Origin of the sequence: Aequorivita aquimaris (assembly GCF_001573155.1) — a bacterium.
Taxonomy (GTDB): Bacteria; Bacteroidota; Bacteroidia; order Flavobacteriales; family Flavobacteriaceae; genus Aequorivita; species Aequorivita aquimaris.
Map to the genome: position 1 here is coordinate 566,670 of NZ_JRWG01000001.1, position 24,622 is coordinate 591,291.

Genomic DNA, 24,622 nt, shown 5'->3' on the forward strand with positions numbered 1-24,622 from the left:
TAAATTTTATGAAATTTCTTTTATTAATCGGTATTCTGATAATTTCCTACTCCTGCAAACAAGAGGAAAAACAACTCACTGCCCAACAAATAATTGATAAAACCATCGAAAATGCCGGGGGTGCAAAATATAAAGCCGCAACCATCCAGTTTACGTTTCGCGATGTAAAATATAGCAGTCAAAGGGAAAATGGTAATTATGAACTCACAAGAACAAGTACCGATTCCCTGGGAGAAACACGCGACGTACTCACCAATCTGGGCTTCGAGCGTTATGCCAATGGCTCCAAACTGATCTTGCACGATTCCACGGCTACCAAGTATGCAAACTCCGTAAACTCCGTACATTATTTTGTGCAGCTGCCCCACGGCCTAAACGACCCCGCCGTTAATAAGGAACTCGTGGGCGAAGCCGAAATTGATGACAAGAAATATTATGAAGTAAAAGTAACCTTCGCAAAAGAAGGCGGCGGCACAGACCACGAAGATGAATATATGTACTGGATAGCAAAGGAAGGTTTTACGGTAGATTACCTCGCCTATAAATTCTATACCGGCAAAGGCGGCATTCGTTTTAGGAAAGCCTACAACCCAAGAATGGTCAACGGCATCCGCTTCGTGGATTACGAAAATTACAAACTCGAACCCTGGGAAGCTGTAGATCTACAAAATGTGGACGAGCTCTTCAAAACAGGAAAACTGGAGTTGCTCTCAAAAATTGAAACAGAGGCAATCTCGGTAAGCTTCCTGAAATAAAATTGACAAAACTTTCTTTAAATAGTCACCATTAGAAAAAAACCACAAAGAACTCAAAGAAAGCACAAACTACACAGAGTTATCTTTATGAACTCTGTGAAAACCTTTGTGAACTCTGTGGTTAAAAAAGCTAACTCGAAAATATTAATAGCTTCCGGTATTCCCAAAGAAGATTGCATTCACCAAAAACAATTTCCCGTTCTGCCAAAACGAACGAAAGGAAACATCGTCAATCATAAAAACCACGCTGCCCCTGCCCTTTTTCGTCTCCGCAAACACGATGGAATTTTTTAAGGCAGCCTTTGCCGCTTCCCCCGAAAAACCCGAAACGCTTTCAGGTTCGGTAATATACCCCACGTTATAGCCATCCTTTAAAAACCCGTAGGAATCGTTACCCAGTTTCAAAGTATAATAGGTATCTCCATACCCAAATGCCAACGGATGGGTATTGTCCAATTGCACCTTATAAATGCTTCCGGTAATCATATCTTTGGTACTTTCCAGTTCGCGTTGGGCGTATGGAACAAGGTTACCCTCGGAAAGAGAATCCTTTTTCTTTTCAGCTTCGGAAATGTTCTTTTTTAAATCAAAACCATTCTTCCCTTCAAAAACACCAACGGCGTTGCCAATGGCGACTATTCTCCCGCCCTTTCCAATCCAAGTTTCCAAGTTCTCAAAAATATCATCCTTCAAAATAGATTTGTAATTGCCGTCGGGTAGCACCAACACATCATAATCGCTCCATTCAATACCTCCTATATCATCCGTATTTATTGAGGTGATTGGATATTTTAATTGGGTCTCAAAAAAGTGCCAAAGCGCACCATAACTTAAAGAAGAAGTACCTTCTCCTTGAAGCACAGCTACTTTTTTGTTTTTAATCAAATGCACGTACTGCGACCCAAAGTCCGTCAGATTATCCGCAAAACTTGTGGGCGAAGCGTACAACTGCCGACCCATTTCATTTGCAATTTCAATAAGCGTCGTGTCAAAATCTGCCTTGGATTTATTGTCGCTTCGTGTGATAATCAAACTACCGCGACCGAAACTTTTGCCGCCAAAGCCCAATTCATTTTCAGAAAAACGCACTTTTATATCGTTCTGTAATAAAGCCGAAAGAAACTCGGCATCCTGCATACTATTCCATTTCGCAATATAGCCAGCTGCCGAAGGGGAAGCAATATTCACAACGGTTTTATTGGGGTTGGCAGCGTTGGAGGCAACCAAAGTAGGGCTAGCAACCGCTTCCAGACCATAGGCATAAGGCAGGCTCCACGCGGTAATATCATAGGTAAGTGGGGTGGAGAGCGCGGCATTGGGCTCAAAAAGCACCTGTGCCATTTTACCTTTCGGCTGGTTGGTGCTCACCACCAGCGCCCCGTCGGCATCCAGCGTTCCCTTTTTGTAATCGGAATAATTAAAGCCGCTAACTTTTCCGCCAGTGGCAAAACCGTACTTTATTTCGTGCTTGTCCAAAAGCTCGGCAAGCGCTTGGAGATTGTCGGGATTGCCTTTTAACACGAAACTTTTATACTTCAAATTATCGTTTTGAAAGAATTTCCTGAATTCGGAATTGAGGGAAGCCGCTTGTTGCGAAGCCACTTCAATGGTAGAAAGGCCGGTAGTGGTGTGATGTGCTACGCGGTCCACAAGGGTTAGTTTAATTTCTTCGTCATTTATAATTCCCAAACCTGCCATACCGTGGCCCGCCTGCTCGTACGTCATCCCAATAGCGCCCATAAAAAGCGGGTAGGTATCGCCATAGCTGGGATAAAGCAAATCGAAACTCTCGCGGGTAAAGAAAAGCCAACCGTTTTCGTCAAAATATTTGGCATTGTTTTTTCCTATCCGCGTCTGAAATTCGCGCTGAAACGGTGTGATGATATCGTGATAAGGTTCCGCACCCGGGGCAAAATAATAGGGGTTGTTGATAAATTGCTCGTGAAAATCAACGTGTATCTGCGGCATCCACTGATTGTAAATTTTTAGGCGCTGTTGGGTTTCAATTTGGCTCGCCCACATCCAGTCGCGGTTAAGATCGAACAAATAATGGTTGGGCCGTCCGCCGGGCCAAGGCTCGTGATGCTCTACGGCATCGCGGGATGGATTGTAAGGCGAAGCTTTCACTTGGTTATACCAATTTACGTACCAATCGCGCCCATCGGGATTTACATTCGGGTCCATTATAATGACCGTATTCTTCAACCAATCGGTATGTTCGGTAATAAGTTTATAAACCGTGTTCATAGCCGCCTCGCTGCTGCTGGCCTCGTTGCCGTGTACGTTGTAACTAAGCCACACAATAGCTTTCTCAGGGGAAGAAGCGCCATTCAAAATCCCGATATTCTTTAAATTATCGGTACGTATTTGTTCCAGATTCGCAAGATTTTCTGCGGAAGAAATCACGGCATAGGTCAGCCGTCTGCGTTCGTTGGTCTTGCCGTAGTCTGCATATTTCACCATTTCGCTATTTGCCGCTACGTGCTCAAAATAGGCAACAACATCGGCGTGGCGGGAAAATTGGGTACCTATTTCATACCCCAAAAACTCCGAAGGGGATTTCAATTGGGCGAAAACCAGACAAGGCAGGAAATACAGAAAGAAAGCGAAAGTTCGAGTCATTTTGTGCATATTAAATAAGGGCCAAATATAGCCAAATTCCAATTGCCACTTTTGGTATTTGGTGCTTCAAATTTGGAATTTCAAAACCATATTAACGTATTTTTAAACCCGCGACCCACTTAAAACGGTTATTTTTGTTACACTTTTTCCAAAGAACCTATGCCAACCCATTCCATTCCGTACAAAAAGACAGGTTATTTTTCAAAATTGATATGCGATTATCTCGCTGAAGATGAAAGCTTAAAACCCTTCTTCAATCGTTTTCCAAACTTGGAAAATTTCAAGCATCAACTTACGGAGAAACAGAAAAATTTCACTGATGACAAACGGCATTTACTGGCCAAGCGGATTATGTACCAATACGGCGATAATTCCATTTCGCAATCCACGCTCAGCAATATCGACTTGCTGAAAGAGCACACTACCTTTACAATCACAACGGGGCACCAACTCAATCTTTTTACGGGACCGCTTTATTTTCTTTATAAGATATTTTCAACCATCAACCTCGCTGAAAAGTTAAACAAAACCTACCCTACCAACCATTTTGTACCCGTTTACTGGATGGCGACGGAAGACCACGATTTTGAAGAAATCAATTATTTCAACCTCTTCGGAAAAAAAGTGAAATGGGAAAGAAATTCTGCCGGAGCCGTTGGTGAACTTTCCACCGATGGTTTAAAGGAAGTGAAACAACAATTGAAAAAGGATTTTGGCGAAAGCGAAAACGCTAAAAAGCTGATTTCCTTCTTCTCTGATGCATATACAAAACACGATAATTTGGCTGACGCCACGCGTTTCCTGGCCAACACGCTGTTCTACCATCACGGGCTTGTGATTGTGGACGGCAATGACGCAGAGTTGAAAAAATGTTTTATTCCCTATGCTGAAAAGGAACTGACCGAAAACCTCAGCTTTAAAAAAGTTTCGGAAACGACGGAAAAGCTGAACGCTTTAGGTTATTCGGAACAAGTGCATCCACGTGAAATAAATCTGTTTTATTTAAAGGAAAACCTTCGGGAACGCATTATTGAAAAGGAAGGAAAGTTTTATGTAAATGAAACTGAACTTTCTTTTTCCAGGAAGGAAATTTTAAAGGAGTTGCACGAAAACCCTGAACGGTTTTCGCCTAATGCGTTGTTGCGTCCGTTGTACCAAGAAGAAATTTTACCAAATCTGTGTTACATTGGTGGGGGTGGCGAGTTGGCATATTGGTTTCAGTTGAAAGATTATTTCAATAAAGTGGAAGTGCCCTTCCCTATTCTGTTGCTTCGCAATTCGGTGCTTTTGGTGGCGAAAAATCTTTCTGAAAAACTTTCAAAATTGAATGTTTCGGTAGAAGATTTATTTCTTCCGCAGCACGAATTGATGACGAAACACACAAAGGAAATCTCAAAAATAGACATCGATTTTTCACAACAAAAGGAATTTTTGAAACAACAGTTTTCAGATTTATACGAATTGGCAAAACAAACCGACGCCTCCTTTTTGGGAGCCGTGGGCGCACAGGAACGAAAGCAGTTGAACGGTTTGGAAAATCTTGAAAAACGTTTGCTGAAAGCGCAAAAAAGAAACCTTTCCGAAGAACTTGAACGGATAAAAGATATTCAAAATCAACTATTTCCCAATCAAAGTTTGCAGGAACGTCAGCTTAATTTTTCGGAATTCTATTTGGAATATGGCGAGGAATTGTTGGATGTTTTGAAAGAAAATTTGGAGCCGCTGGATGCTAATTTTACTATTTTGAATTTATAATTATTCTGTTGAAAACCCTTAAAAAAATTCTTTACAACCCTTTAACCAACTTATATATTTAAAGTATTTTTGCCTATGCAAAACAACGTCCTCATTTTAGATTTTGGTTCGCAGTACACCCAACTTATCGCCAGACGCGTGCGGGAACTGAACATTTACTGCGAAATTCACCCTTACCATCACATTCCGGAAAGCCTTGACCCGTTTAAGGCCGTAATCCTTTCGGGCAGTCCGTTTTCCGTTCGCGCGCAAGATGCGCCCCACCCAGACCTTTCAAAAATTCGCGGTCACAAACCCCTTTTGGCGGTCTGTTACGGCGCACAGTATTTGGCGCATTTTAACGGCGGAAGCGTGGAACCTTCAAACATACGCGAGTACGGAAGGGCAAAACTATCCATGATAAAATCGGGCGAGGAATTTTTTAAAGATATTCCCGAAAACACAAACGTGTGGATGAGCCATAGCGACACCATTGCGCAACTTCCCGAAAACGGGGTGCGTTTGGCGAGCACGGTTGATGTTTTGAACGCCGCCTATAGAATTGAAGGCGAGGAAACGTATGCCATACAATTTCACCCGGAAGTATATCACACCACCCACGGCAAGCAATTGCTTGAAAATTTCTTAGTAAATATTGCCGAAGTGCCACAAACCTGGACACCCGCAGCTTTTGTGGAAACTACTGTTGAAACTTTAAAAGAGCAGATTGGCGACGGAAAGGTAGTACTTGGTTTAAGTGGCGGCGTAGATTCTACGGTTGCAGCAATTCTTTTGAACAAAGCCATCGGCAGAAACCTGTTTTGCATTTTCGTAAACAACGGTTTGCTCCGAAAGAATGAATTTGAAAACGTACTTCACCAATACAAGGATATGGGGCTGAACGTAAAAGGTGTGGATGCTTCGGAACGCTTTTTGGAAGCTTTGAAAAACGAAAGTGATCCCGAAAGAAAACGAAAAGCCATCGGCAACGCCTTCATCGAAGTTTTTGATGACGAGGCGCATCAGTTGACTGGTGTGGATTGGTTGGCGCAAGGAACAATTTATCCCGATGTTATTGAAAGCGTTTCGGTAAATGGCCCTTCGGTTACCATAAAAAGCCATCACAACGTAGGTGGTTTGCCAGATTTTATGAAGCTGAAAGTAGTAGAACCTTTGCGCATGCTTTTTAAGGATGAAGTGAGACGCGTTGGAAAGGAAATGGGCATAGACCCCGAATTGTTGGGCAGGCACCCATTCCCGGGACCAGGTTTGGCTATTAGGATTTTGGGCGATATTACGGCCGAAAAAGTTCGTATATTACAAGAGGTTGACGCAATCTTTATCAACGGCTTGAAAAAGTGGGAACTTTACGATAAAGTGTGGCAGGCGGGCGCAATTTTACTTCCTGTGAATAGCGTTGGCGTAATGGGCGACGAACGTACTTACGAAAAAGTAGTTGCGTTACGCGCTGTGGAATCCACAGATGGCATGACGGCAGATTGGGTAAACCTTCCCTATGAATTTTTACAGGAAACGAGCAACCATATAATAAACCGTGTGAAAGGCGTTAATAGAGTAGTCTATGACATCAGCTCAAAACCGCCCGCGACAATCGAGTGGGAATAACAAAATGAAATCGAGACTATGTTTGGCAAATCTAAAAAATTGATTATCTCTATGTTGAAGTGTTTAATATACGTTTCGGTGACCTTCCTATTTATGGTTAGCTGTGGCTCGGCTGCGCAACAACAATACAAAAGCCACTCGGTACAAAAAGGCGAAACCGTTTACAGCATTGCAAAAAAGTATAATATTTCAGAAGAAACCATTTACAATCTTAACCCAGACTCCAGAAATGAGTTGAAGGTAAATAGCGTATTGATTATTCCATCCAACGAGGCAATCAGCTCTGGAACCGATAAAAACAACTACCGCGACCACAGGGTTAAAAAGAAGGAAACCCTCTTCGGAATTGCGCAGCTTTACAACGTAAGCGTGGACGATATCAAGAAGCTAAATAAGGAATTGTACTCCCGGGGTCTGCGAAAAGGAGAACGCCTGTTGATTCCTGCGCCCTCCAAAAAAGATGAAAATACAACTGTTGGAAATGCCCTGCCCGGCACCCAGAAATATACCGTAAAAGCAAAGGAAACAAAGTTTGGGATTGCCCGAAAATTCGGCATTTCAATTGCGGAACTGGAAGATTTGAACCCCGATTTGGGCGAAGGCCTTAAAGTGGGAACAACCTTGATCGTTCCAGACAAAACTGTAATAGAAAATGCTGAAATAGACGAAGAAAATTTTCAGTATTACGAAGTGAAACCCAAGGAAGGTTTTTACAGGTTAAAAGCAAAATTCGGTCTTTCGGAAGAAGAAATCATTGCGCTCAATCCATATGCAAAAGATGGGCTGAAAGAAGGAATGATCCTAAAATTGCCAAAGGATGAAGACGGCATTTCAAAAGAGGATATTTCGGTAATCGATCTGGAAAAAAGAATTGACAACAAAAAAATGAAAACGGTAGCATTGATGCTCCCTTTTCGATTAATGCGAAGTGCCAGCGACACCACGGGCAACGACCAAGATTTACTGAAACGCGACCCTACCCTTCGCGTAGCTTTGGACTTTTACAGCGGCGCTTTGATGGCTGCGGAATTCGCAAAGGACCACGGCATTTCCGTGACCCTGAATGTCTATGACACCGAAAAGAGCGATAGCAAAGTGGCCTCCATCGTTTCAAGAAACGAGTTCAAAAACGTGGACGCCGTTATTGGCCCGTTGCTTCAAAAAAATGTGGAGAAAGCTTCGGATATGCTGAAAGGTGATAAAATCCCGGTCTTTTCACCCTTGAGCAACAGGGAAATGGCTATGAACGACAATCTTTTCCAAACCCTTCCCACCGATGCCGTGCTACAGAAAACGATAATCCGTTACATAAAAGAGCATAGTGCCGGAAAGAATGTCATCATTATTTCCGACTCCAAAAGAGCCACTCAAAGGGAGATGATTCAAACCGCAATTCCATCAGCCAAAACCGTATCGCCCCGTGGCGGCGGATATATACAGGCCAGCGATATAACTGCGGTAGCCTCACAGGGAATGGAAAACTGGGTAATCCTTGAATCCCAAAATCCGGTGTTGGTAAGCAGTGCCGTAAACGTGCTTTCCGCCATGCCGAATAATTACAAAATTCGCCTATTCACTTTGCAAAAAAACGACGCTTATGAATGGCACGAGGTTTCCAGTATGCGCCTGGCAAAACTGAACTTCACTTTCCCTTCGGTGAACAAAAACATTGATGAAGAAGACCGCAATCCGTTCTTGATAAGTTACAAAAACAAGTACGGTGTGCTTCCGAACCGCTACGCAATCCGGGGCTTTGACGTAACCTATGATGTCTTGCTGCGATTGGCTGCCGAAAAAGATATTTACGATGCCATTATGCCCGAAAGCGAAACGGTATATATTGAGAACAAATTTCGATATGAAAAATCGAAAACTGAAGGCTACTGCAACGAAGCAGCCTATATTTTAAAATATAACGACGACCTTAAATTTGAAGTAGTAGAATGAGCACCGCCAAAGTAACCTATCTCGGAAACCTCCGTACCGAAAATGAACATTTAAAATCGGGCAGTACATTTATAACCGATGCTCCCACGGACAACAACGGAAAGGGCGAAGCCTTTTCTCCCACCGATACTGTGGCCACGGGACTTGCCAACTGCATGATTACCGTTATGGGCATAAAGGCCCGCGATATGCAGGTAAATATGGACGGCACCACGGCGCTCGTAACCAAAACGATGGCTGCCGATCCACGCCGTATTTCAAAAATTGAAGTGGTCCTCAATTTTCCATCGGGCATAGATGAAAAAGCGCGAAAAATATTGGAAAATACCGGCAGGACCTGCCCCGTGCTCTATAGCCTGCATCCCGATATTGAGAAGGTGATTACCTTTAATTGGTAGGCTACTCCAAACCCTTTCAAAGAAAACTTTAAACAGATATTGTTTTTGATGTTCTTTAAATATGAAACTACTTTTCATTTTTATATTTTCCTTGGTTCTTTTCCCACAAAATAATCCCGAAAAGATGCTGTGGAATGAAAACCAGAAACTCACCTGGAAAGATTTCCGTGGAAAACCCGTGCCGAGCGCCAGTTTTGTGGCAAGTACCAATACAGGTATCAGTTTTCAATATTCCTATTCCATCAAAAATGGAGCTGTACACGTGGAATATTCCGTTGAAAGTTTTTTTAATCCCGAAGGTTCGTGGTACATTCCAGAAAGGGTGAACGCCCATATTTTAAGGCACGAACAGGCCCATTTTGATATTTCGGAACTGCACGCGCGCATGCTTCGGAAAAATCTTCACGGAAAAAAGTTCACAAAAAGAATAAAATCTGAAATAGAAGGTATCTACAAACAGGTAGAACAGAAAAGACGCGCCATGCAAACCAGATTTGACGCCGAAACCGACCATTCCCGGAACGAGGAAAAAGAAGCTTTCTGGCAGCATTACATCGCCAAACAACTCGCCGATTATGAATCTTGGAAATAGCCCAGACCCAAACCATTTGGTGGAATTGGCAAATTATAAAATGCCCTTCGGAAAATACGAAGGCTATTATTTGGCAAATATTCCTGAATATTACTTTGTGTGGTTCAAACAAAAAGGCTTTCCCGAGGGAAAACTGGGCCGGATGATGGCCGAAATGTACGAGCTTAAATTGAACGGGCTGGAAGGATTGGTGCAGAAGCTTATTAAAAAGTAGCGGTTGGCAGTGCTTCGGCTCCGCTCTGCAACCGGTCAACTTTGACAAAGTTTGAAACTTTGTCAAAGTTTTATGGATTTCCCTCTTGGAATTTGGAATTTGATTTTTGGAATTTTCCACTTCCTTTCCACAATAAAAAATGTACCTTTGCATCCCGTATAGTTATTTCAGCACAGGCACTCATGAGCACTACAAAATACATCTTCGTTACGGGCGGGGTTTCATCATCTTTAGGAAAAGGAATTATAGCGGCATCGCTGGCCAAACTCTTGCAGGCCAGAGGCTACCGCGTTACCATCCAAAAATTGGATCCCTATATAAATGTGGATCCCGGAACGCTGAATCCATACGAACACGGCGAGTGCTACGTAACCGATGACGGCGCTGAAACCGATCTTGATCTGGGCCACTATGAGCGTTTTCTGAACGTAAATACTTCACAGGCAAACAACGTTACCACAGGCAGAATTTACCAAAGTGTAATCGAAAAGGAACGCCGGGGTGAATTTTTGGGAAAAACCGTGCAGGTTATTCCGCATATTACAAACGAAATTAAGGAACGCGTACAATTGCTCGGAAATACGGGCGATTATGATATAATCATTACCGAAATCGGCGGCACCGTGGGCGATATTGAATCATTGCCATACATCGAGGCCGTGCGCCAAATGAAGTGGGAAATGGGCGACGACAACGCTTTGGTCATCCACCTAACGCTCGTGCCCTACCTTTCGGCAGCCGGCGAACTCAAAACCAAACCCACCCAACACTCCGTAAAAACCCTGATGGAAAGCGGAATCCGCGCTGATATTTTGGTTTGTAGAACGGAGCACGAACTCTCCAATGATTTAAGACGAAAACTCGCGCTTTTCTGTAATGTGAAAGAGGAAGCCGTTATCCAGTCCATCGATGCTTCCACCATTTACGACGTGCCGAATATGATGCTGGAGGAAGGACTTGACACGGTAACACTTCAGAAATTAAATTTAAAGAATTCCAAAAAACCAGATTTAAAGCAGTGGAATAAATTTCTGCAAAGGCACAAAAACCCAAAAGGAGAGGTTCATATAGGCTTGATTGGAAAATATGTGGAATTGCAGGATAGCTACAAGTCAATTCTTGAATCCTTCATCCATGCCGGTGCGGAAAACGAGGTGAAGGTAAAAGTAGAATACATACATTCTGAACACATAAACGCCAAAACCATCGGGAAGAAACTTTCAAAACTCGATGGCATTTTAGTGGCTCCCGGGTTTGGCGAGCGCGGTATTGAAGGAAAAGTTGCCGCCGTAAAATACGCCCGCGAAAACAACCTGCCATTTTTGGGAATCTGTTTGGGAATGCAAATGGCCGTTATTGAATTTGCACGAAACGTTTTAAAGTTGAAAGATGCCAACAGCACCGAAATGGATTCGCAGACAAAAAACCCGGTAATAAGCATCATGGAAGACCAAAAAAACATAACCGACATGGGCGGCACCATGCGTCTGGGCTCTTGGAAGTGCGACTTGAAAAAAGGAAGTATCGTAAGCAAGGTTTACAAAACGAAAACAATTGAAGAGCGCCACCGGCATAGGTATGAATACAACAACAAATACCGGGACCAGTTTGAAACTGCGGGCCTTGTGGCAACCGGAATAAACCCAAACACCGGTTTGGTGGAGATTGTGGAAATTCCCGAGCATCCATGGTTTGTAGGCGTTCAATATCACCCTGAATACAAGAGTACCGTTGCCAATCCGCATCCACTGTTTGTGGCTTTCGTGAAAGCCGTGCACGAACATTCCCTAAAAAAGAAATAAGACAATTTGGCGCAATAAAAGAAAAGGCGGGATTATTGCCCTGCCAGATAAAATTAATGATAATATGCTTTTGATTAATTTCAAAAGAAGAAATAAAAGATGGAACAAAAGAAATTCGACTTTAACTCACTTATTGGTTTTTTATTAATCGGCGGTATCCTAATCTGGATGTTGTACCTCAACAAACCTACCGAGGAAGAAATCCAGGCGGAAAAAGCCAAGACCGAAGCCGCTGCAAAACAAGAGGCAGAAGCTGCCAAACCCACAGATGAAGTTACACTTGCGCAGGCAACCTCAGATACCATGAACGCTGTGAAACAAGGTGATTCCCTGGCTTTTGAACAGTTAAAGAACAAGCTCGGTTCCTTTGCGTATTCTGAAACGCTTCCATCGGCAACCGATGCCACAACGGTTTTGGAGAACGATGTGCTCTATTTGGAAATAAGCAATAAAGGCGGATACATTACGGAAGCGCTTTTGAAAAATTTCACCAAATATGACTCCGTTCCGGTGTATTTGATAAAGGATGGAACTGCTTCCTTAAATCTTCAGTTTACTTCAGAAAACCGAACGCTAAACTCACAAGAACTATATTTTGAACCTACCTTGAGCAAAAATGGCGATGACCAAGTGCTCTCCATGAAGCTGAAAACTTCAGAAAACGGGTTTATTGAATACCGTTATACCCTGCATCCGGGTGAATATATGATGGATTTCAGCATCAACAGCCAAGGCTTGGACGGTATTATCAATACTTCGCAGCCGATGTACCTGGACTGGCAGTTAAAGGGCTATCGCCACGCCAAGAGTATTTCATACGAAAACCGTTATTCGCGTTTAACCTATGAATACGATGACGAAAAACACTCAAAACTTTCCCCTTCGGGCGAAGATGATGAACTAGAGAAGGACGTAACCTGGATGAATTTCCGTCAGCATTTCTTCAGCTCCATGCTACTTACCGATACTCCTTTCAAGGAAGTGAAATTAACTTCCGTTGATTTGGTGAAAGACGAAGAGGTAGATACTACCTTCACCAAGCGATACGGTGCAAAGATGCTTTTGGAGCCAAAAAATGGGGCGTTGTCGTATAATATGAATATGTACTACGGCCCATCCGATTATCAAATTTTCAAAAAATACGGCCGTAATCTGGACGAAGCCATGCCGTTGGGCTGGGGTATTTTTGGGGTGATAAACAAATACATTATCATTCCGTTATTCGGCTTTTTAACCGATTTTCTGCCCGCGGGAATTGCCATCATCGTTTTGACGATTCTTATAAAACTTATGCTTTCGCCAGTGCAGTACAAGCAGTATTTGGCCCAGGCAAAGATGAAAGTGCTGAAACCCGAACTCGACGAGATAAAGGAAAAGTACAAAGGCAACAGCTTAAAAATCCAACAGGAAACCATGAAGCTGCAAAACTCCGCCGGTGCCAGCCCGCTGAAGGGTTGTTTGCCAGCTTTGTTGCAAATTCCGGTGTTTTATGCGCTGTTTACGTTTTTCCCCTCGGCTTTTGATTTGCGGCAGAAAAGTTTCCTTTGGGCAGATGACCTTTCCAGCTATGATACCATTGCAGAATTGCCGTTCCACATTCCATTTTATGGAGACCACGTGAGTCTCTTCCCTATTTTGGCCTCTATTGCCATCTTTGTTTATATGATGATGACCATGGGCGCAAACATGCAGCAACAGCAGCAGCCGGGAATGCCGAACATGAAATTCCTTATGTACCTTTCGCCATTGTTTATGTTGGTATTCTTCAACAACTATGCGAGTGGGCTTTCGCTGTATTACTTCGTTTCAAACTTGATTACCATTGGTATTATGCTCGTAATCAAAAATTTCATCATAGATGAAGACAAGGTACACGCCAAGATTCAGGTGAAAAAGGCCACGCCAAAGAAACAAAACAAGTTTCAACGCAAAATGGCCGAGATGATGGAACAGGCCGAGCAACAGAAAAAAGCCGGAAAACGTTAGATTTTTCTTTAGATTTAAAATGTTTGAAAATAGATTTTAGATTTAAGCGTTTGCTTTTTAAGTAAATGAACAATGAAAAAAAATGCTTTAACTTTCTTCTTCGGAATTGTACTCTGCTCCCAAGTTTCCTTTTCACAAAGCGAAATAAACCAAATGGACGCACAGGGAAAACGCCACGGTCTTTGGAAAAAAACCTTTGAAGGCACCGATCAGCTTCGCTATGAGGGAACTTTTGAACACGGAAAGGAAGTGGGCGAATTCAAGTTTTATTGTGAAGATTGCAAAAGCCAGCCGATGGTCATTAAAAACTTCACGGGGAAAGACGATATCGTCGAGGTAAAATATTTCACCGTAAAGGGAAAACTGGTAAGTGAAGGAAAAATGCAGGGCAAGGACCGCATTGGCGAATGGGTCTATTACCACGAAAAGTCCAACAATGTTATGACGCGCGAGCAGTATAATGACGGAAAATTGGACGGTAAAGTAATTACTTATTATCCCAACGGAAAAATTACCCAAGAAACCACATATAAAAACGGGATAAAGGAAGGTGAGGACAATTATTATTCTCCTGACGGAATTCTATTGAAAAAGTTACTATACACAAACGACCAACTTCAGGGCACCGCCACATATTATGATGCTTATGGCAATGTAATAATTGAAGGTTTTTATAAAGAAGGAAAAAAGCACGGACTCTGGAAATACTACAAGGATGGGAAAGTGATTTTGGAGGAAACCTATCCAAAAACTGATAAATAATTTTTTTTAATCCCAAATTCCAAAGCAGTACCTTCAGATTTATTTGAGTTTTGCCGTTTTATGATTTCGTTATAATTAGGAGTTTGGAATTTGGTGCTTTCAAGCCGTATCTTTGCACACATTTAAATAATCATGAAAAAACGAGTAGTTGTCGGTCTTAGCGGAGGCGTTGACTCCAGCGTTGCAGCCTATCTTTTAAAAGAGCAGGGCTACGACGTTATTGGGCTATTTATGAAGAATTGGCACGACGACTCCGTAACCATTTCTGATGAATGCCCATGGCTTGAGGACAGCAACGACGCAATGCTCGTGGCAGAAAAACTGGGCATTCCCTTTCAAACGGTAGATTTAAGCGAGGAATACAAAGAACGCATCGTTGACTATATGTTCCGCGAATATCAAATGGGCCGTACCCCAAACCCAGATGTACTGTGCAATCGTGAAATAAAGTTTGACGTGTTTATGAAAATCGCCCTCGGGCTGGGAGCAGATTTTGTGGCAACGGGGCATTATTGCCGGAAAGGCACCATTGAAAAAGACGGAAAAGAGATATATCAATTGCTCGCGGGAAAGGATCCAAACAAAGACCAATCGTATTTTCTGTGCCAACTTTCGCAGGAGCAACTTTCCAAAACTCTCTTTCCAATTGGGGAATTGTTGAAACCGGAGGTTCGAAAAATTGCTTCGGAACAAAATTTAATTACCGCCGAAAAACGCGATTCGCAAGGATTGTGCTTTATTGGGAAGGTAAGGCTGCCCGAATTTCTTCAACAGAAATTGGCTCCAAAAGATGGCATTATTGTAGAGGTGCCTTCAGATTTCGAGGAATATAAATTGGAAACTCCGAATTTTACTTCCGAAGAAGAAGAACTACAATATCTTGCTTCAAAACATACCTATTCTTTGTCGGATGGTAAAAAGATTGGTGTGCACCACGGAGCACATTATTTTACTAAAGGTCAGCGTAAAGGCTTGGCCGTGGGCGGAAACAAAGAACCACTTTTTGTGATTGATACAGATGTGAACGAGAATATTATTTTCACAGGGCAAGGAAAAAGCCATCCGGGTCTTTACAGACGCGGACTTTTTGTTAAAAAAGAAGAAATCCACTGGATTCGAGAAGATCTCAAACTTTTCGAAAACCAAAAAATGGAGGTGATGGCACGTATCCGTTATAGACAACCTTTGGAAAAAGCCACAATACACGCCACAGTATCCGGACTTTATGTTATATTTGAAAACCCGCAATCCGCCATAACCGAAGGCCAATTTGTTGCTTGGTATAAAACCAACGAGTTATTGGGGAGCGGTGTAATCTCTTAAAAAAAATATGATGAAAAAATTACCCCTCTTAATCTTGGTTTTTGTCTCTACGCTTAGTTTTGGACAAATAGAAGACGCACTTGTTTTTTTGGAAGCTAAGGATCCTGCCGTTGTGGCAGCAGCTTTAGCAGACCCATCAACCATTTTATCCCAAGCAGCCATTGATAGAAAAACCGCTCAAGGCACCTCTATTGACGATCGCGATGTACCTTTAAACGAAACCCAAAAATCTGCAATTGAAGCCGCTACAGGTATTACCGTTTATGCAAAATCAAAATGGATGAATGCTCTTTACGTTCGTGGAACGGAAACCAATATCAATAATCTTTTAAACCTAAATTTCGTTACAGCAGTGGAGTTTATGGATAAGAGCTTGAACAGACCATTTGAGACTCCAATTGCTAAAGATAAGTTTGAAATTGAAAACCAAGAAAGGGTAATATACAATTATGGTGATGCTACAAACCAAACCACCATGCTAAATGTTGATTACCTGCACGAAAATGATTATACCGGAGAAGATATTATAGTTGCATTTATGGATAATGGTTATCCGGGCGTATTGACCAATCCTGCATATGCCACGCTTCGGAATGAGGGGAGATTATTAGGTTATTATGACTTTGTAGACCGAGTAACAAATCCAAATGGTACTGGAAGTCATGGATCTTCAACTTTCAGTGATGCCGCAGGTTTTCTTGACGGAGATTTTGTGGGCACTGCTCCAAATGCCTCGTATTATTTATTTGTTACAGAAGATGGAGGTGATGAAAATCCTGTTGAGGAAGCCTATTGGGTAGAAGCACTGGAACGTGCTGACAGCCTTGGGGTTTATGTAGTAAATACTTCTTTAAGCTATCGCGATTTCTCACCTAATTATCCTCAGTATACATATACTTACGAAGATTTGGACGGGCAAACTACCTTAGGCGCACGTGGCGCAAATCACGCTTATGACAAAGGAATGATTATGGTTAACTCAGCCGGTAATAATGGCAATGAGAGTTTTCCATGGGTGGGAAGCCCTGCCGACTCTCCTGGTGTGCTTACCATTGGAGCCGTAAATAGTAGTGGAGATTACGTGAGTTTCAGTGCTATTGGCCCCACAGTTGATGGGAGGGTGAAGCCTGATGTAATGGCAAAGGGTCGTAATGCTGCTATTGTGGATCAATTTGGAGATGTTACCACCGCTAGTGGTACATCATTTAGCTCACCGATTACTGCTGGCGCCGTTGCTTCATTATGGCAAGCTGTTCCCAACTTAAAGAATAGTGTTGTTATGCAAGCTATTCGTGAATCTGCAGATAAATATAACAACCCTACAAACCAAATGGGCTATGGTATTCCAGATTTTGGAGATGCTTTAAATGCATTGCTTTTATTGGGCGTAGAGGAGCAGATGCAGGATTACCATTTTGCACTTTATCCAAACCCAGTGAGTACCCAAATAAACATTTCATTCCCTAAAAGTTCGGAAAGTGCTGAATTTTCATTGTTCAATATTTTAGGAGAAAAAGTCCTTCAAACAAATATTACAACTTTTAAAAACAGTATCGATGTGTCTGGACTTTCTTCAGGAATGTATATAGCTTCAATTACTTCAAACAACAAAACAACAAGCTATAAAATTATTAAGAAGTAGTGCAAAACCGTATTACCGAACTTTTTAATATTGAATACCCAATAATCCAGGCTGGAATGATTTGGAATAGTGGCTGGCGACTTGCCAGTGCAGTTTCGAATTCGGGTGGCTTAGGCTTACTGGGGGCGGGTTCTATGTATCCTGAAATTCTTAGGGAGCATATTCAAAAATGTAAAAAAGCTACAGCTAAACCTTTCGGTGTAAACGTGCCAATGCTCTATCCTGACATTGATAAAATAATTGACATAATTATTGAAGAAGGTGTGAAAATTGTCTTCACCTCAGCCGGAAATCCAAAAACGTATACTTCAAAATTGAAAGAAAACGGAATTACTGTGGTTCATGTGGTTAGCAGTGTGAAATTTGCGCTAAAAGCACAAGAAGCTGGAGTGGATGCGATAGTTGCCGAAGGATTTGAAGCTGGAGGGCACAATGGTCGTGAAGAGACTACAACTTTCACCTTAATTCCAATGGTGAAAGAACAGTTGAAGATCCCTTTGATTGCTGCTGGCGGAATAGCAACCGGTCGGGGGATGTTAGCCGCTATGGTTTTAGGAGCTGATGGCGTACAAGTGGGAAGCCGTTTTGTTGCTTCGGAAGAGGCCTCATCGCATCGTGCATTTAAACAAATGGTGGTCGATGCCAAAGAAGGCGACACACAACTTACTTTAAAAGAGTTGGCGCCCGTACGTATGCTGAAGAACAAGTTTTTTGAAAGCGTAATGCAACTTTACACCACAAATCCTTCTAAGGAAGACCTTGTAAAACATTTGGGTCGCGCCCGTGCCAAACGCGGTATGTTTGAAGGCGATATGGAAGAAGGCGAATTGGAAATTGGTCAAATTGCGGGGCTTATCCATGATATAAAACCTGCAGCCCAAATTCTGAAGGATATGGTTGCCGAATTTGAAAAAGCAAAGAAAGAAATAATCAATTTATAAATTTTATAATATCAACTTTTAATAAATAAAAAACCCTTCCACTTAAATTTGGAAGGGTTTTCTTTTTAATTAAAACCAAATGTTTATTCCTTGATAAGCCTTTTGGTGGTCTGTCCGTTTTCACCTTGAATAATTACAAGATAAGTAGCGGCGGCCATTTCAGAAATATCAATTGTTTTCTCGGTTCCCATACTTTTAAGATCGATTGATTTTACCATTCTTCCTCTTAAATCAAAAATACTTAGTTTTTCAAGAGATAGACTTTGTGGATTTCCGATCGTTACGGTATGCTGGGCTGGATTTGGATACATTTGTAAACTTCCAATATCAGCATTGTTGTCGCCAGCGCCCAAGACACTCTCAACAGTTAGCTCAAATGTACAAGTAGATACATTTCCGTATTCATCTTCCGCAGTTAGTGTAATGGTATAAACACCATCAGATAAAGGTGTGCCTGCTGCAGGATCTTGTGTAGTTAAAGTAACGGGATCGGTACAGTTGTCAATTGCTGTTGCTTCTCCTGTTGCGAAATAATCTGGAACAATGTAAAATAAATTACCAGCTCCCGGATCAACCGTTTGATCTGCAGGACAAGTAAGTACTGGCGCCAATAAATCCACCACAGTTACTACAGCCGTACAAGTGCTTAAGTTTCCATTTACATCACTTGTAAATACCTGAACAGTTACAGGGGTGCCGATATCGGCACAGCTAAATTCAGTAATATCTACCGCCACAGTTGCAATTCCGCAATTATCAGTATTACTTGCTATTACATCGTTTGGATCTAACGTAGCTGTTCCATTAGCCCCAAGTTCCAGCGTAAAGTCTTGACAGACAAGCTCTGGATTTGTGTTATCTTCAACAGTTACGATAGCCGTACAGGTACTAATATTTCCATTAACATCTGTTACTGTAAGTACTACTGTGTTATCGCCAATGTTTGAACAATCAAAAGTATCAATATCCAAACTATAGGTGTCTATTCCACAGGCATCGGTACTTCCACCGTCAATATCTGTTCCAGCAATAGTTACAGTTCCGGTTACGGGATCCAGTTCAACCGTAATGTTTTGACAAACTGCAACGGGAGGAGTAATATCCTCTACAGTTACGATTGCCGTACAGGTATTGGAATTTCCATTAACGTCCGTAACGGTTAATACAACAGGGTTATCACCCACATCGCTACAATCAAAAGTACTCGGGCTAACCGATATACTTGCAATTCCACAATTATCAGTAGATCCTCCATCAACATCGGCTGCAGTTATTGATGCATTTCCTGAAGCGTCCAATTGAATTGTAATGTTTTGGCAAACCATGGTTGGCGCTTCATTATCAACAACCGTAATGGTAAAGCTACAAACTACTGTATTTCCGCTACCGTCTGTTGCAGTAAACTCAACTGTATTAACCCCTACCGGAAAAGCACTTCCACTTGCAAGACCACCTGTTTGGGAAACAGTAACACTACAATTATCCTGACCTAAGGCCATTGGAAAGCTTACAACTGCACTACACATTCCCAAATCTGTATTTGCAGTAATATTTGCAGGACAAACTATTGTTGGTGGGAGGTCATCTTCCACAGTTACCACAGCTACGCAAGTGCTTGAGTTTCCATTTACATCAGTTACCGTTAAGGTCACGTTATTAGGACCGATATCTGCACAAGTGAAATCTGTAATATCAATTGAAGTACTTGCAATTCCACAGGCATCGGTACTGCCTCCATCAACATCACCAGCAGTAATGGAAACATTTCCAGTAGCATCCAACTGAACGGTTATGTTTTGGCAAACTGCCCCTGGAGCTATATTGTCTTCCACAGTAACTACTGCGGTGCAGGTACTTGAGTTTCCATTGACATCAGTTACAGTAAAGGTAACATTGTTTACACCTACATTTGCGCAAGTGAAAGTACTTGGAGAAACACTTAAGGAAGCGATTCCACAATTATCAGTACTTCCGCCATCAACATCGGCAGGAATTATTGAAGCATTTCCAGAAGCATCCAACTGAACGGTTATGTTTTGGCAAACTGCCGCTGGAGTTTCGGTGTCATTAATAATTACATCAAAAGAACAAGTTTGTACGGGGTTTACACCATCGTCATACTCAAAAGTATTGGTGGTTGTTCCCACAGGGAAAGTACTTCCGCTTGCCAAACCTGCTGTTTGGGTGATAATTCCACTTGCAGCACCAAAAATGGTAAAGCCGTTCCATCTGTCGTTTGCATATATCCATGCTAGTCCATTTTCATAAGCAAACCCGAAATCACTTGTAGTCAAACCGATTGAACTTGCAGCGGCATAAGCACCAGTTGCACGATCATATAAATGAACAGATTGGGTTGTGTTATCATAGATTGCATACTCATACCCAACTATACCTGTGTATCCTACAGAATATGATGCATACACTGAACCTCCAGGAATTCCAGAAAGTGCCAGTATTGCATTTGTGGTACCCAAAGCTCTGTCTACTTGGGTGATGGAGCCTGCATTATAGTAGATTATTTCATTGTTATCATAATCCAAATCACCACAAGATTGGATATCGGGTTGATTTGCCGGAAGAATTGGGGTTGTTGTTCCGTCTGGACAATCACCCGCTAGGTTCGTAAGAACTACTCCGCCTAAATTAAAACCATTCCCTTCAGATTGATTTAGGGAAGGATTCCACCATGCCCCTCTATAATCTAAACCACTAACAACACTACTAATAATAGCTCCTGAAGTGCCATCAAAGCAGTCTATTGGATATGCACTAGATCCAGCATTTACACTATAGTACCTGTCTGCTGAGGGATTATAACTAACACCAGATCTATTTCCTGTTCCGCCTGCTGAAGAAATCAGTTCCAAAGTAGCAACTCCAGTTGCCAAAGGCGAAGAACCGCCACAACCCGAAGGAGACTCAACCGTATAAGTTACAACTGCACCACAAATACCTGGATCGTTGTCTTGGGTAATATCTCCCGGACAATTAAATGGACCTCCACCGCCTCCGCCGCCAATAACATTTACTATGGCAGAACAGGTTGAAGTTGCACCGTTGTCATTTGTTACCTCAACAGCAACTGTATTCAAGCCTGTGTCAGAACAGGTAAAACTCACCGTGGCTGCTAACGGGCTTCCAGCCAATACTGTATATCCTCCGCAATCAACAGAAACACTGAACAATAAATCTTCTGCGTTTACGGTTGCGTTTCCGCTACCGTCAAGCGTAACGTCCAATACGGGCGCAGTTACTTCATAATCGTAATCTATACCCCAACTGTTTATTGTACCAGTATCTGGGCTCACAACGTCAGAAACCGTAAGCTCCCATAATCCCATAGTGCTTTCTCCATCAAATACTGACAGTGGGTTGTTTGGAATGAAAGAACCATTTATTGTAGGCACTGATCCTGCACATTCATTTTCCACAGCAGTGGCAGCCTCATCATCTAAAACAGCAACAATATTATCTCCTGAACATCCAAATCCACTTGTTGTTCTTCCAGGCCTATCAATTATTGTAGCCATTGTTCCCGATGGTGATTTTATTGTAACAATTACGTCACCAACCCAAGTATGGGATATATTGAGATTTACATCCAAATCCGTCATGGAAACATTTTCCGTAACATTCATCGTTACCGTAACTCCTGTAGGATTATTATCAGGAATTGCCGTTCCTGGGCTGCTTGTTTGTGAACCAGTCATCGGCACATTTCCAGAGCCCATACATATAATTTCTGGGGGGTCGTTGGTTACATTAATATCATCTGTTAAAGTAGTTGGCGCTCCCGTACAGAAATCGTTCACTATATACGTTACGGTTACCAAACCTGGGCCACCAACGCTTGGATCGAAAGTAAAAGTCGTTCCATTGCCATCATCGGTTACACCGGAACCACTATAAACACCTCCTGTCGGGTTACCACCTGAAAGACCTGTTTGTATTCCATCGGAAAGGCATACTTCATCAATAACATCCAAATCTGAAAAAGATGGTGGTAAATCAAAAGCCTCCGTACCATCAGTTTTACTTCCAGAAGAACCTTGAATGGCACTATAGCCGAGACCTCTTCTTGCAAAAGCTTCCCAAATAGCACACTGATTGGCCCCACCGTACATTGCCATATCTGCAGCTAGGATAGCGTCACGACCATCTACAAAACCAGGTTGGCTTGGTTGTAATTTTAAGCCTTCGGTAACCAACGCCAAAGAAATGTTATTTCCGCCGGTACCATTATAAAAATCTGTATCAAATCCATGGATAGCTATAAGCTCCCAAGTCATTTCCCACAACATTTCTGCCCAAACCGAGCCAACCCCGTGTGGCGCTACTTCAGTTTTAATATCATCGTATGTATGTGGGTTTACCCCAAAATTAGTACTGTACGGCCAAGTTCTTATACCTGGTCCGCCCGGGCCTTCGCCAATCAACCAAGTACCAACCCCTCTTGAGTCTGGCCCAGCATCCCCACTTTCCATTGTAAGCATTAAGCCATAATAATCGCTCCAGCCTTCTCCCATTTGTTCTGCTCCACCTAATGTGCTCAATCTATTTGAAATTCCATGACCGTATTCGTGGATAATTACCATATTATCCAAATCACCATCCCTAGAGTTACAAACATACATTTGCATACGCGGTCTAGCTCCGTCTCCAGGTGTTGCAAAATTAGCATTACAAGTTCCAGATCCATCTTGGGCTTCAGCATTTACCGGATCATTACCAGCACCGCCGTTTCCGTAATTATTCTGCTGAAAATTTCCACTAGCTTCATCAAAACCATATTGATACGTTACATCGTGTATAATGTTTGTCCAATAAAACAAGTTAGTAATTGCGGCATTTTCAGATTGATTACCAGCACTATATGTAGTGTTTAGCGGAAAATCAAAAATCAAATTTCCGCCCGGGCTAAAAGCATATTTACCGTCCGGATTATTATTTGCGTTATCATCATCATACGCATCCACATTATTTCCGCGGGTATTGGTAAATTCTGGAGTATCATCTCCATTTGTATCATGCCATCCAAAAGGTGAGGCCGTTAAATTCTCCGGATTAGTTACCAATGTACGGGTTCCGTAATTTGGGCTTTCTACAGGCATTGCATACACTCTATAACTTGCTGCGGGAGGTGCAAAACTTCCTGAAACAACAGCATTGTTTTTAACAGGCTCATTCATTGGGCCAATGAACGGGGTCGGCGGCGTAGCTGATGCATGGACATGATCTTCGTGATCTCCCAAAATATTACAGGAAATTGTCCAATTGTCTTTGTCTATTATTTTTCCGGTTGAAGCATCTACGCGAAAATTCCACCAATCTGAAGAAGTCTTTTCGGCTACGGAAAGCTCCCAAACTAAATAGGTTCCAACACCTTCCCGATAATAATACATTAATTTGGCAGGAATTTCCTCAGAGGAAATACCGGCTTTATTAAAGACAGTAGCTTTATTTTTACCTCCAATGCTTTTTACTTCTTGAAGATTTGTAATTGTGTAACCCATTTGGCTTGCAACAGAAGTTACCGCCTGTCTAGCTGAAATTCCTTGCGAACTACTCTTAACGGTTGCTTTCACATCAGCCAAGAATTTGTTGTGTTCCACTATCGCTTTTCCAGTTTTGTCAAAATGCACACTGGATTCGGTGCCGTATACTTCAAGCCCATTGATGGCTTGCCGTATATAGACATGGCGAATACCGCTAATGCTACTTACATGCTCTTTAGTAATTACATAAGAATCACTTTTCTGTGTAATAAGGTTTTTTAGCGAAATGGTTGAAAGTTCTGTGGCTAATCGCGCCGCTTCTTTTTCTTTTTCTGGGTTTTTGTGTTGCGCCGAAAACTGAAATGTCAGCATGCACAACACCATCAAGAGTAGTGTTGATTTTTTCATTTTGAAATTTGATTTAGTTAGTTCTATAAATGTATGATAAAATCTTTATTATCAACTAATTGTCATCATATATTTCAAAATAAAATTTTGAACTGTAAAATTTTATCCATAAAAAAAGCCCCCCAAATGGGAGGCTTTGTCTTAAAAAAATTGTGTGTATTAAAGCACTTTTACATTAACCGCGTTCAATCCTTTTTTACCTTCTTGAAGATCAAATTCTACTTCGTCACCTTCGCGAACTTCGTCGATAAGGCCTGAAATGTGTACAAAATGTTCTTTGTTGGTTCCTTCTTCAGTGATAAAACCAAAACCTTTGGTGTCGTTGAAGAATTTTACTGTTCCTTTGTTCATTGTATTTAATTAAAAAATTTA

Annotated in this window: 16 protein-coding genes; 13 read left to right on the plus strand and 3 right to left on the minus strand. The window is 42.0% G+C overall.

The features are described 5' to 3' along the window. Positions 1 to 8 precede the first annotated feature (8 nt). A complete protein-coding gene (locus LS48_RS02600) occupies positions 9 to 755 on the plus strand; it encodes a DUF6503 family protein (protein WP_062619658.1) in 747 nt (248 codons plus the stop codon). 144 nt (positions 756 to 899) lie between these two features. Here LS48_RS02600 and LS48_RS02605 read toward each other — a convergent pair whose 3' ends face one another. Next, positions 900 to 3,377 carry a M14 metallopeptidase family protein gene (locus LS48_RS02605; RefSeq protein WP_062619789.1) on the minus strand — a complete coding sequence of 826 codons (2,478 nt, stop codon included), beginning with the start codon at positions 3,375 to 3,377 and terminating at the stop codon, positions 900 to 902. 159 nt (positions 3,378 to 3,536) lie between these two features. On the opposite strand from LS48_RS02605, the gene bshC reads away from it, so the two are divergent. The 12 genes from bshC (at position 3,537) to LS48_RS02665 (ending at position 18,344) form a co-directional block, all read left to right on the plus strand. Then, positions 3,537 to 5,132 carry a bacillithiol biosynthesis cysteine-adding enzyme BshC gene (bshC, locus tag LS48_RS02610; RefSeq protein ID WP_062619660.1) on the plus strand — a complete coding sequence of 532 codons (1,596 nt, stop codon included), beginning with the start codon at positions 3,537 to 3,539 and terminating at the stop codon, positions 5,130 to 5,132. A 75-nt stretch (positions 5,133 to 5,207) separates the two neighbouring features. Next, the gene (gene guaA, locus LS48_RS02615) at positions 5,208 to 6,737 is read left to right on the plus strand and encodes a glutamine-hydrolyzing GMP synthase (RefSeq protein WP_062619663.1); all 1,530 of its coding nucleotides are present in this window, start codon (positions 5,208 to 5,210) and stop codon (positions 6,735 to 6,737) included. A 51-nt stretch (positions 6,738 to 6,788) separates the two neighbouring features. Further along, positions 6,789 to 8,684, plus strand: a complete 1,896-nt coding sequence (locus LS48_RS02620; protein ID WP_076692398.1) for a LysM peptidoglycan-binding domain-containing protein — start codon at positions 6,789 to 6,791, stop codon at positions 8,682 to 8,684. Then, on the plus strand, positions 8,681 to 9,082 hold the full coding sequence (locus tag LS48_RS02625) for an OsmC family protein (RefSeq protein ID WP_062619667.1): 402 nt from the start codon (positions 8,681 to 8,683) through the stop codon (positions 9,080 to 9,082). Before LS48_RS02620 ends, LS48_RS02625 begins: the two co-directional genes overlap by 4 nt. Positions 9,083 to 9,143: 61 nt before the next feature. After that, a complete protein-coding gene (locus LS48_RS02630) occupies positions 9,144 to 9,674 on the plus strand; it encodes a DUF922 domain-containing protein (RefSeq protein WP_062619669.1) in 531 nt (176 codons plus the stop codon). Continuing rightward, positions 9,658 to 9,888, plus strand: a complete 231-nt coding sequence (locus LS48_RS02635) for a DUF3820 family protein (RefSeq protein WP_062619671.1) — start codon at positions 9,658 to 9,660, stop codon at positions 9,886 to 9,888. The genes LS48_RS02630 and LS48_RS02635 overlap by 17 nt, the downstream gene beginning before the upstream one ends. Before the next feature lie 182 nt (positions 9,889 to 10,070). Next, on the plus strand, positions 10,071 to 11,690 hold the full coding sequence (gene pyrG, locus LS48_RS02640; RefSeq protein WP_062619790.1) for a CTP synthase: 1,620 nt from the start codon (positions 10,071 to 10,073) through the stop codon (positions 11,688 to 11,690). A 99-nt stretch (positions 11,691 to 11,789) separates the two neighbouring features. Further along, positions 11,790 to 13,676: a membrane protein insertase YidC gene (yidC, locus tag LS48_RS02645; protein WP_062619673.1), complete on the plus strand. Its 1,887-nt coding sequence runs from the start codon at positions 11,790 to 11,792 to the stop codon at positions 13,674 to 13,676. 72 nt (positions 13,677 to 13,748) lie between these two features. After that, positions 13,749 to 14,438: a toxin-antitoxin system YwqK family antitoxin gene (locus LS48_RS02650; protein ID WP_062619674.1), complete on the plus strand. Its 690-nt coding sequence runs from the start codon at positions 13,749 to 13,751 to the stop codon at positions 14,436 to 14,438. Between the two features lie 132 nt (positions 14,439 to 14,570). After that, complete coding sequence (mnmA, locus tag LS48_RS02655; RefSeq protein ID WP_062619676.1) at positions 14,571 to 15,761, plus strand: tRNA 2-thiouridine(34) synthase MnmA; 1,191 nt, start codon at positions 14,571 to 14,573, stop codon at positions 15,759 to 15,761. A 7-nt stretch (positions 15,762 to 15,768) separates the two neighbouring features. Next, complete coding sequence (locus LS48_RS02660) at positions 15,769 to 17,403, plus strand: S8 family peptidase (RefSeq protein WP_062619677.1); 1,635 nt, start codon at positions 15,769 to 15,771, stop codon at positions 17,401 to 17,403. Beyond that, positions 17,403 to 18,344 (plus strand): NAD(P)H-dependent flavin oxidoreductase, encoded by a 942-nt coding sequence (locus LS48_RS02665; protein ID WP_062619678.1) that lies wholly within the window; start codon positions 17,403 to 17,405, stop codon positions 18,342 to 18,344. Before LS48_RS02660 ends, LS48_RS02665 begins: the two co-directional genes overlap by 1 nt. 83 nt (positions 18,345 to 18,427) lie before the next feature. On the opposite strand, the gene LS48_RS02670 is transcribed toward LS48_RS02665, so the two are convergent. Together LS48_RS02670 and LS48_RS02675 are read right to left on the minus strand one after the other, a co-directional pair. Further along, entirely contained in the window at positions 18,428 to 24,250 is a 5,823-nt protein-coding gene (locus LS48_RS02670) for a M36 family metallopeptidase (RefSeq protein ID WP_062619684.1), read from the minus strand. A gap of 159 nt (positions 24,251 to 24,409) precedes the next feature. Next, a complete protein-coding gene (locus LS48_RS02675; RefSeq protein WP_026451656.1) occupies positions 24,410 to 24,601 on the minus strand; it encodes a cold-shock protein in 192 nt (63 codons plus the stop codon). Between the last annotated feature and the right edge of the window lie 21 nt (positions 24,602 to 24,622).

Excerpts from the sequence above, each read along its gene's own strand:
- LS48_RS02600 (WP_062619658.1), top strand. The coding sequence starts at position 9 with ATGAAATTTCTTTTATTAATCGGTATTCTGATAATTTCCTACTCCTGC.
- LS48_RS02605 (WP_062619789.1), bottom strand. The coding sequence starts at position 3,377 with ATGACTCGAACTTTCGCTTTCTTTCTGTATTTCCTGCCTTGTCTGGTT.
- bshC (WP_062619660.1), top strand. The coding sequence starts at position 3,537 with ATGCCAACCCATTCCATTCCGTACAAAAAGACAGGTTATTTTTCAAAA.
- guaA (WP_062619663.1), top strand. The coding sequence starts at position 5,208 with ATGCAAAACAACGTCCTCATTTTAGATTTTGGTTCGCAGTACACCCAA.
- LS48_RS02620 (WP_076692398.1), top strand. The coding sequence starts at position 6,789 with ATGTTGAAGTGTTTAATATACGTTTCGGTGACCTTCCTATTTATGGTT.
- LS48_RS02625 (WP_062619667.1), top strand. The coding sequence starts at position 8,681 with ATGAGCACCGCCAAAGTAACCTATCTCGGAAACCTCCGTACCGAAAAT.
- LS48_RS02630 (WP_062619669.1), top strand. The coding sequence starts at position 9,144 with ATGAAACTACTTTTCATTTTTATATTTTCCTTGGTTCTTTTCCCACAA.
- LS48_RS02635 (WP_062619671.1), top strand. The coding sequence starts at position 9,658 with ATGAATCTTGGAAATAGCCCAGACCCAAACCATTTGGTGGAATTGGCA.
- pyrG (WP_062619790.1), top strand. The coding sequence starts at position 10,071 with ATGAGCACTACAAAATACATCTTCGTTACGGGCGGGGTTTCATCATCT.
- yidC (WP_062619673.1), top strand. The coding sequence starts at position 11,790 with ATGGAACAAAAGAAATTCGACTTTAACTCACTTATTGGTTTTTTATTA.
- LS48_RS02650 (WP_062619674.1), top strand. The coding sequence starts at position 13,749 with ATGAAAAAAAATGCTTTAACTTTCTTCTTCGGAATTGTACTCTGCTCC.
- mnmA (WP_062619676.1), top strand. The coding sequence starts at position 14,571 with ATGAAAAAACGAGTAGTTGTCGGTCTTAGCGGAGGCGTTGACTCCAGC.
- LS48_RS02660 (WP_062619677.1), top strand. The coding sequence starts at position 15,769 with ATGATGAAAAAATTACCCCTCTTAATCTTGGTTTTTGTCTCTACGCTT.
- LS48_RS02670 (WP_062619684.1), bottom strand. The coding sequence starts at position 24,250 with ATGAAAAAATCAACACTACTCTTGATGGTGTTGTGCATGCTGACATTT.
- LS48_RS02675 (WP_026451656.1), bottom strand. The coding sequence starts at position 24,601 with ATGAACAAAGGAACAGTAAAATTCTTCAACGACACCAAAGGTTTTGGT.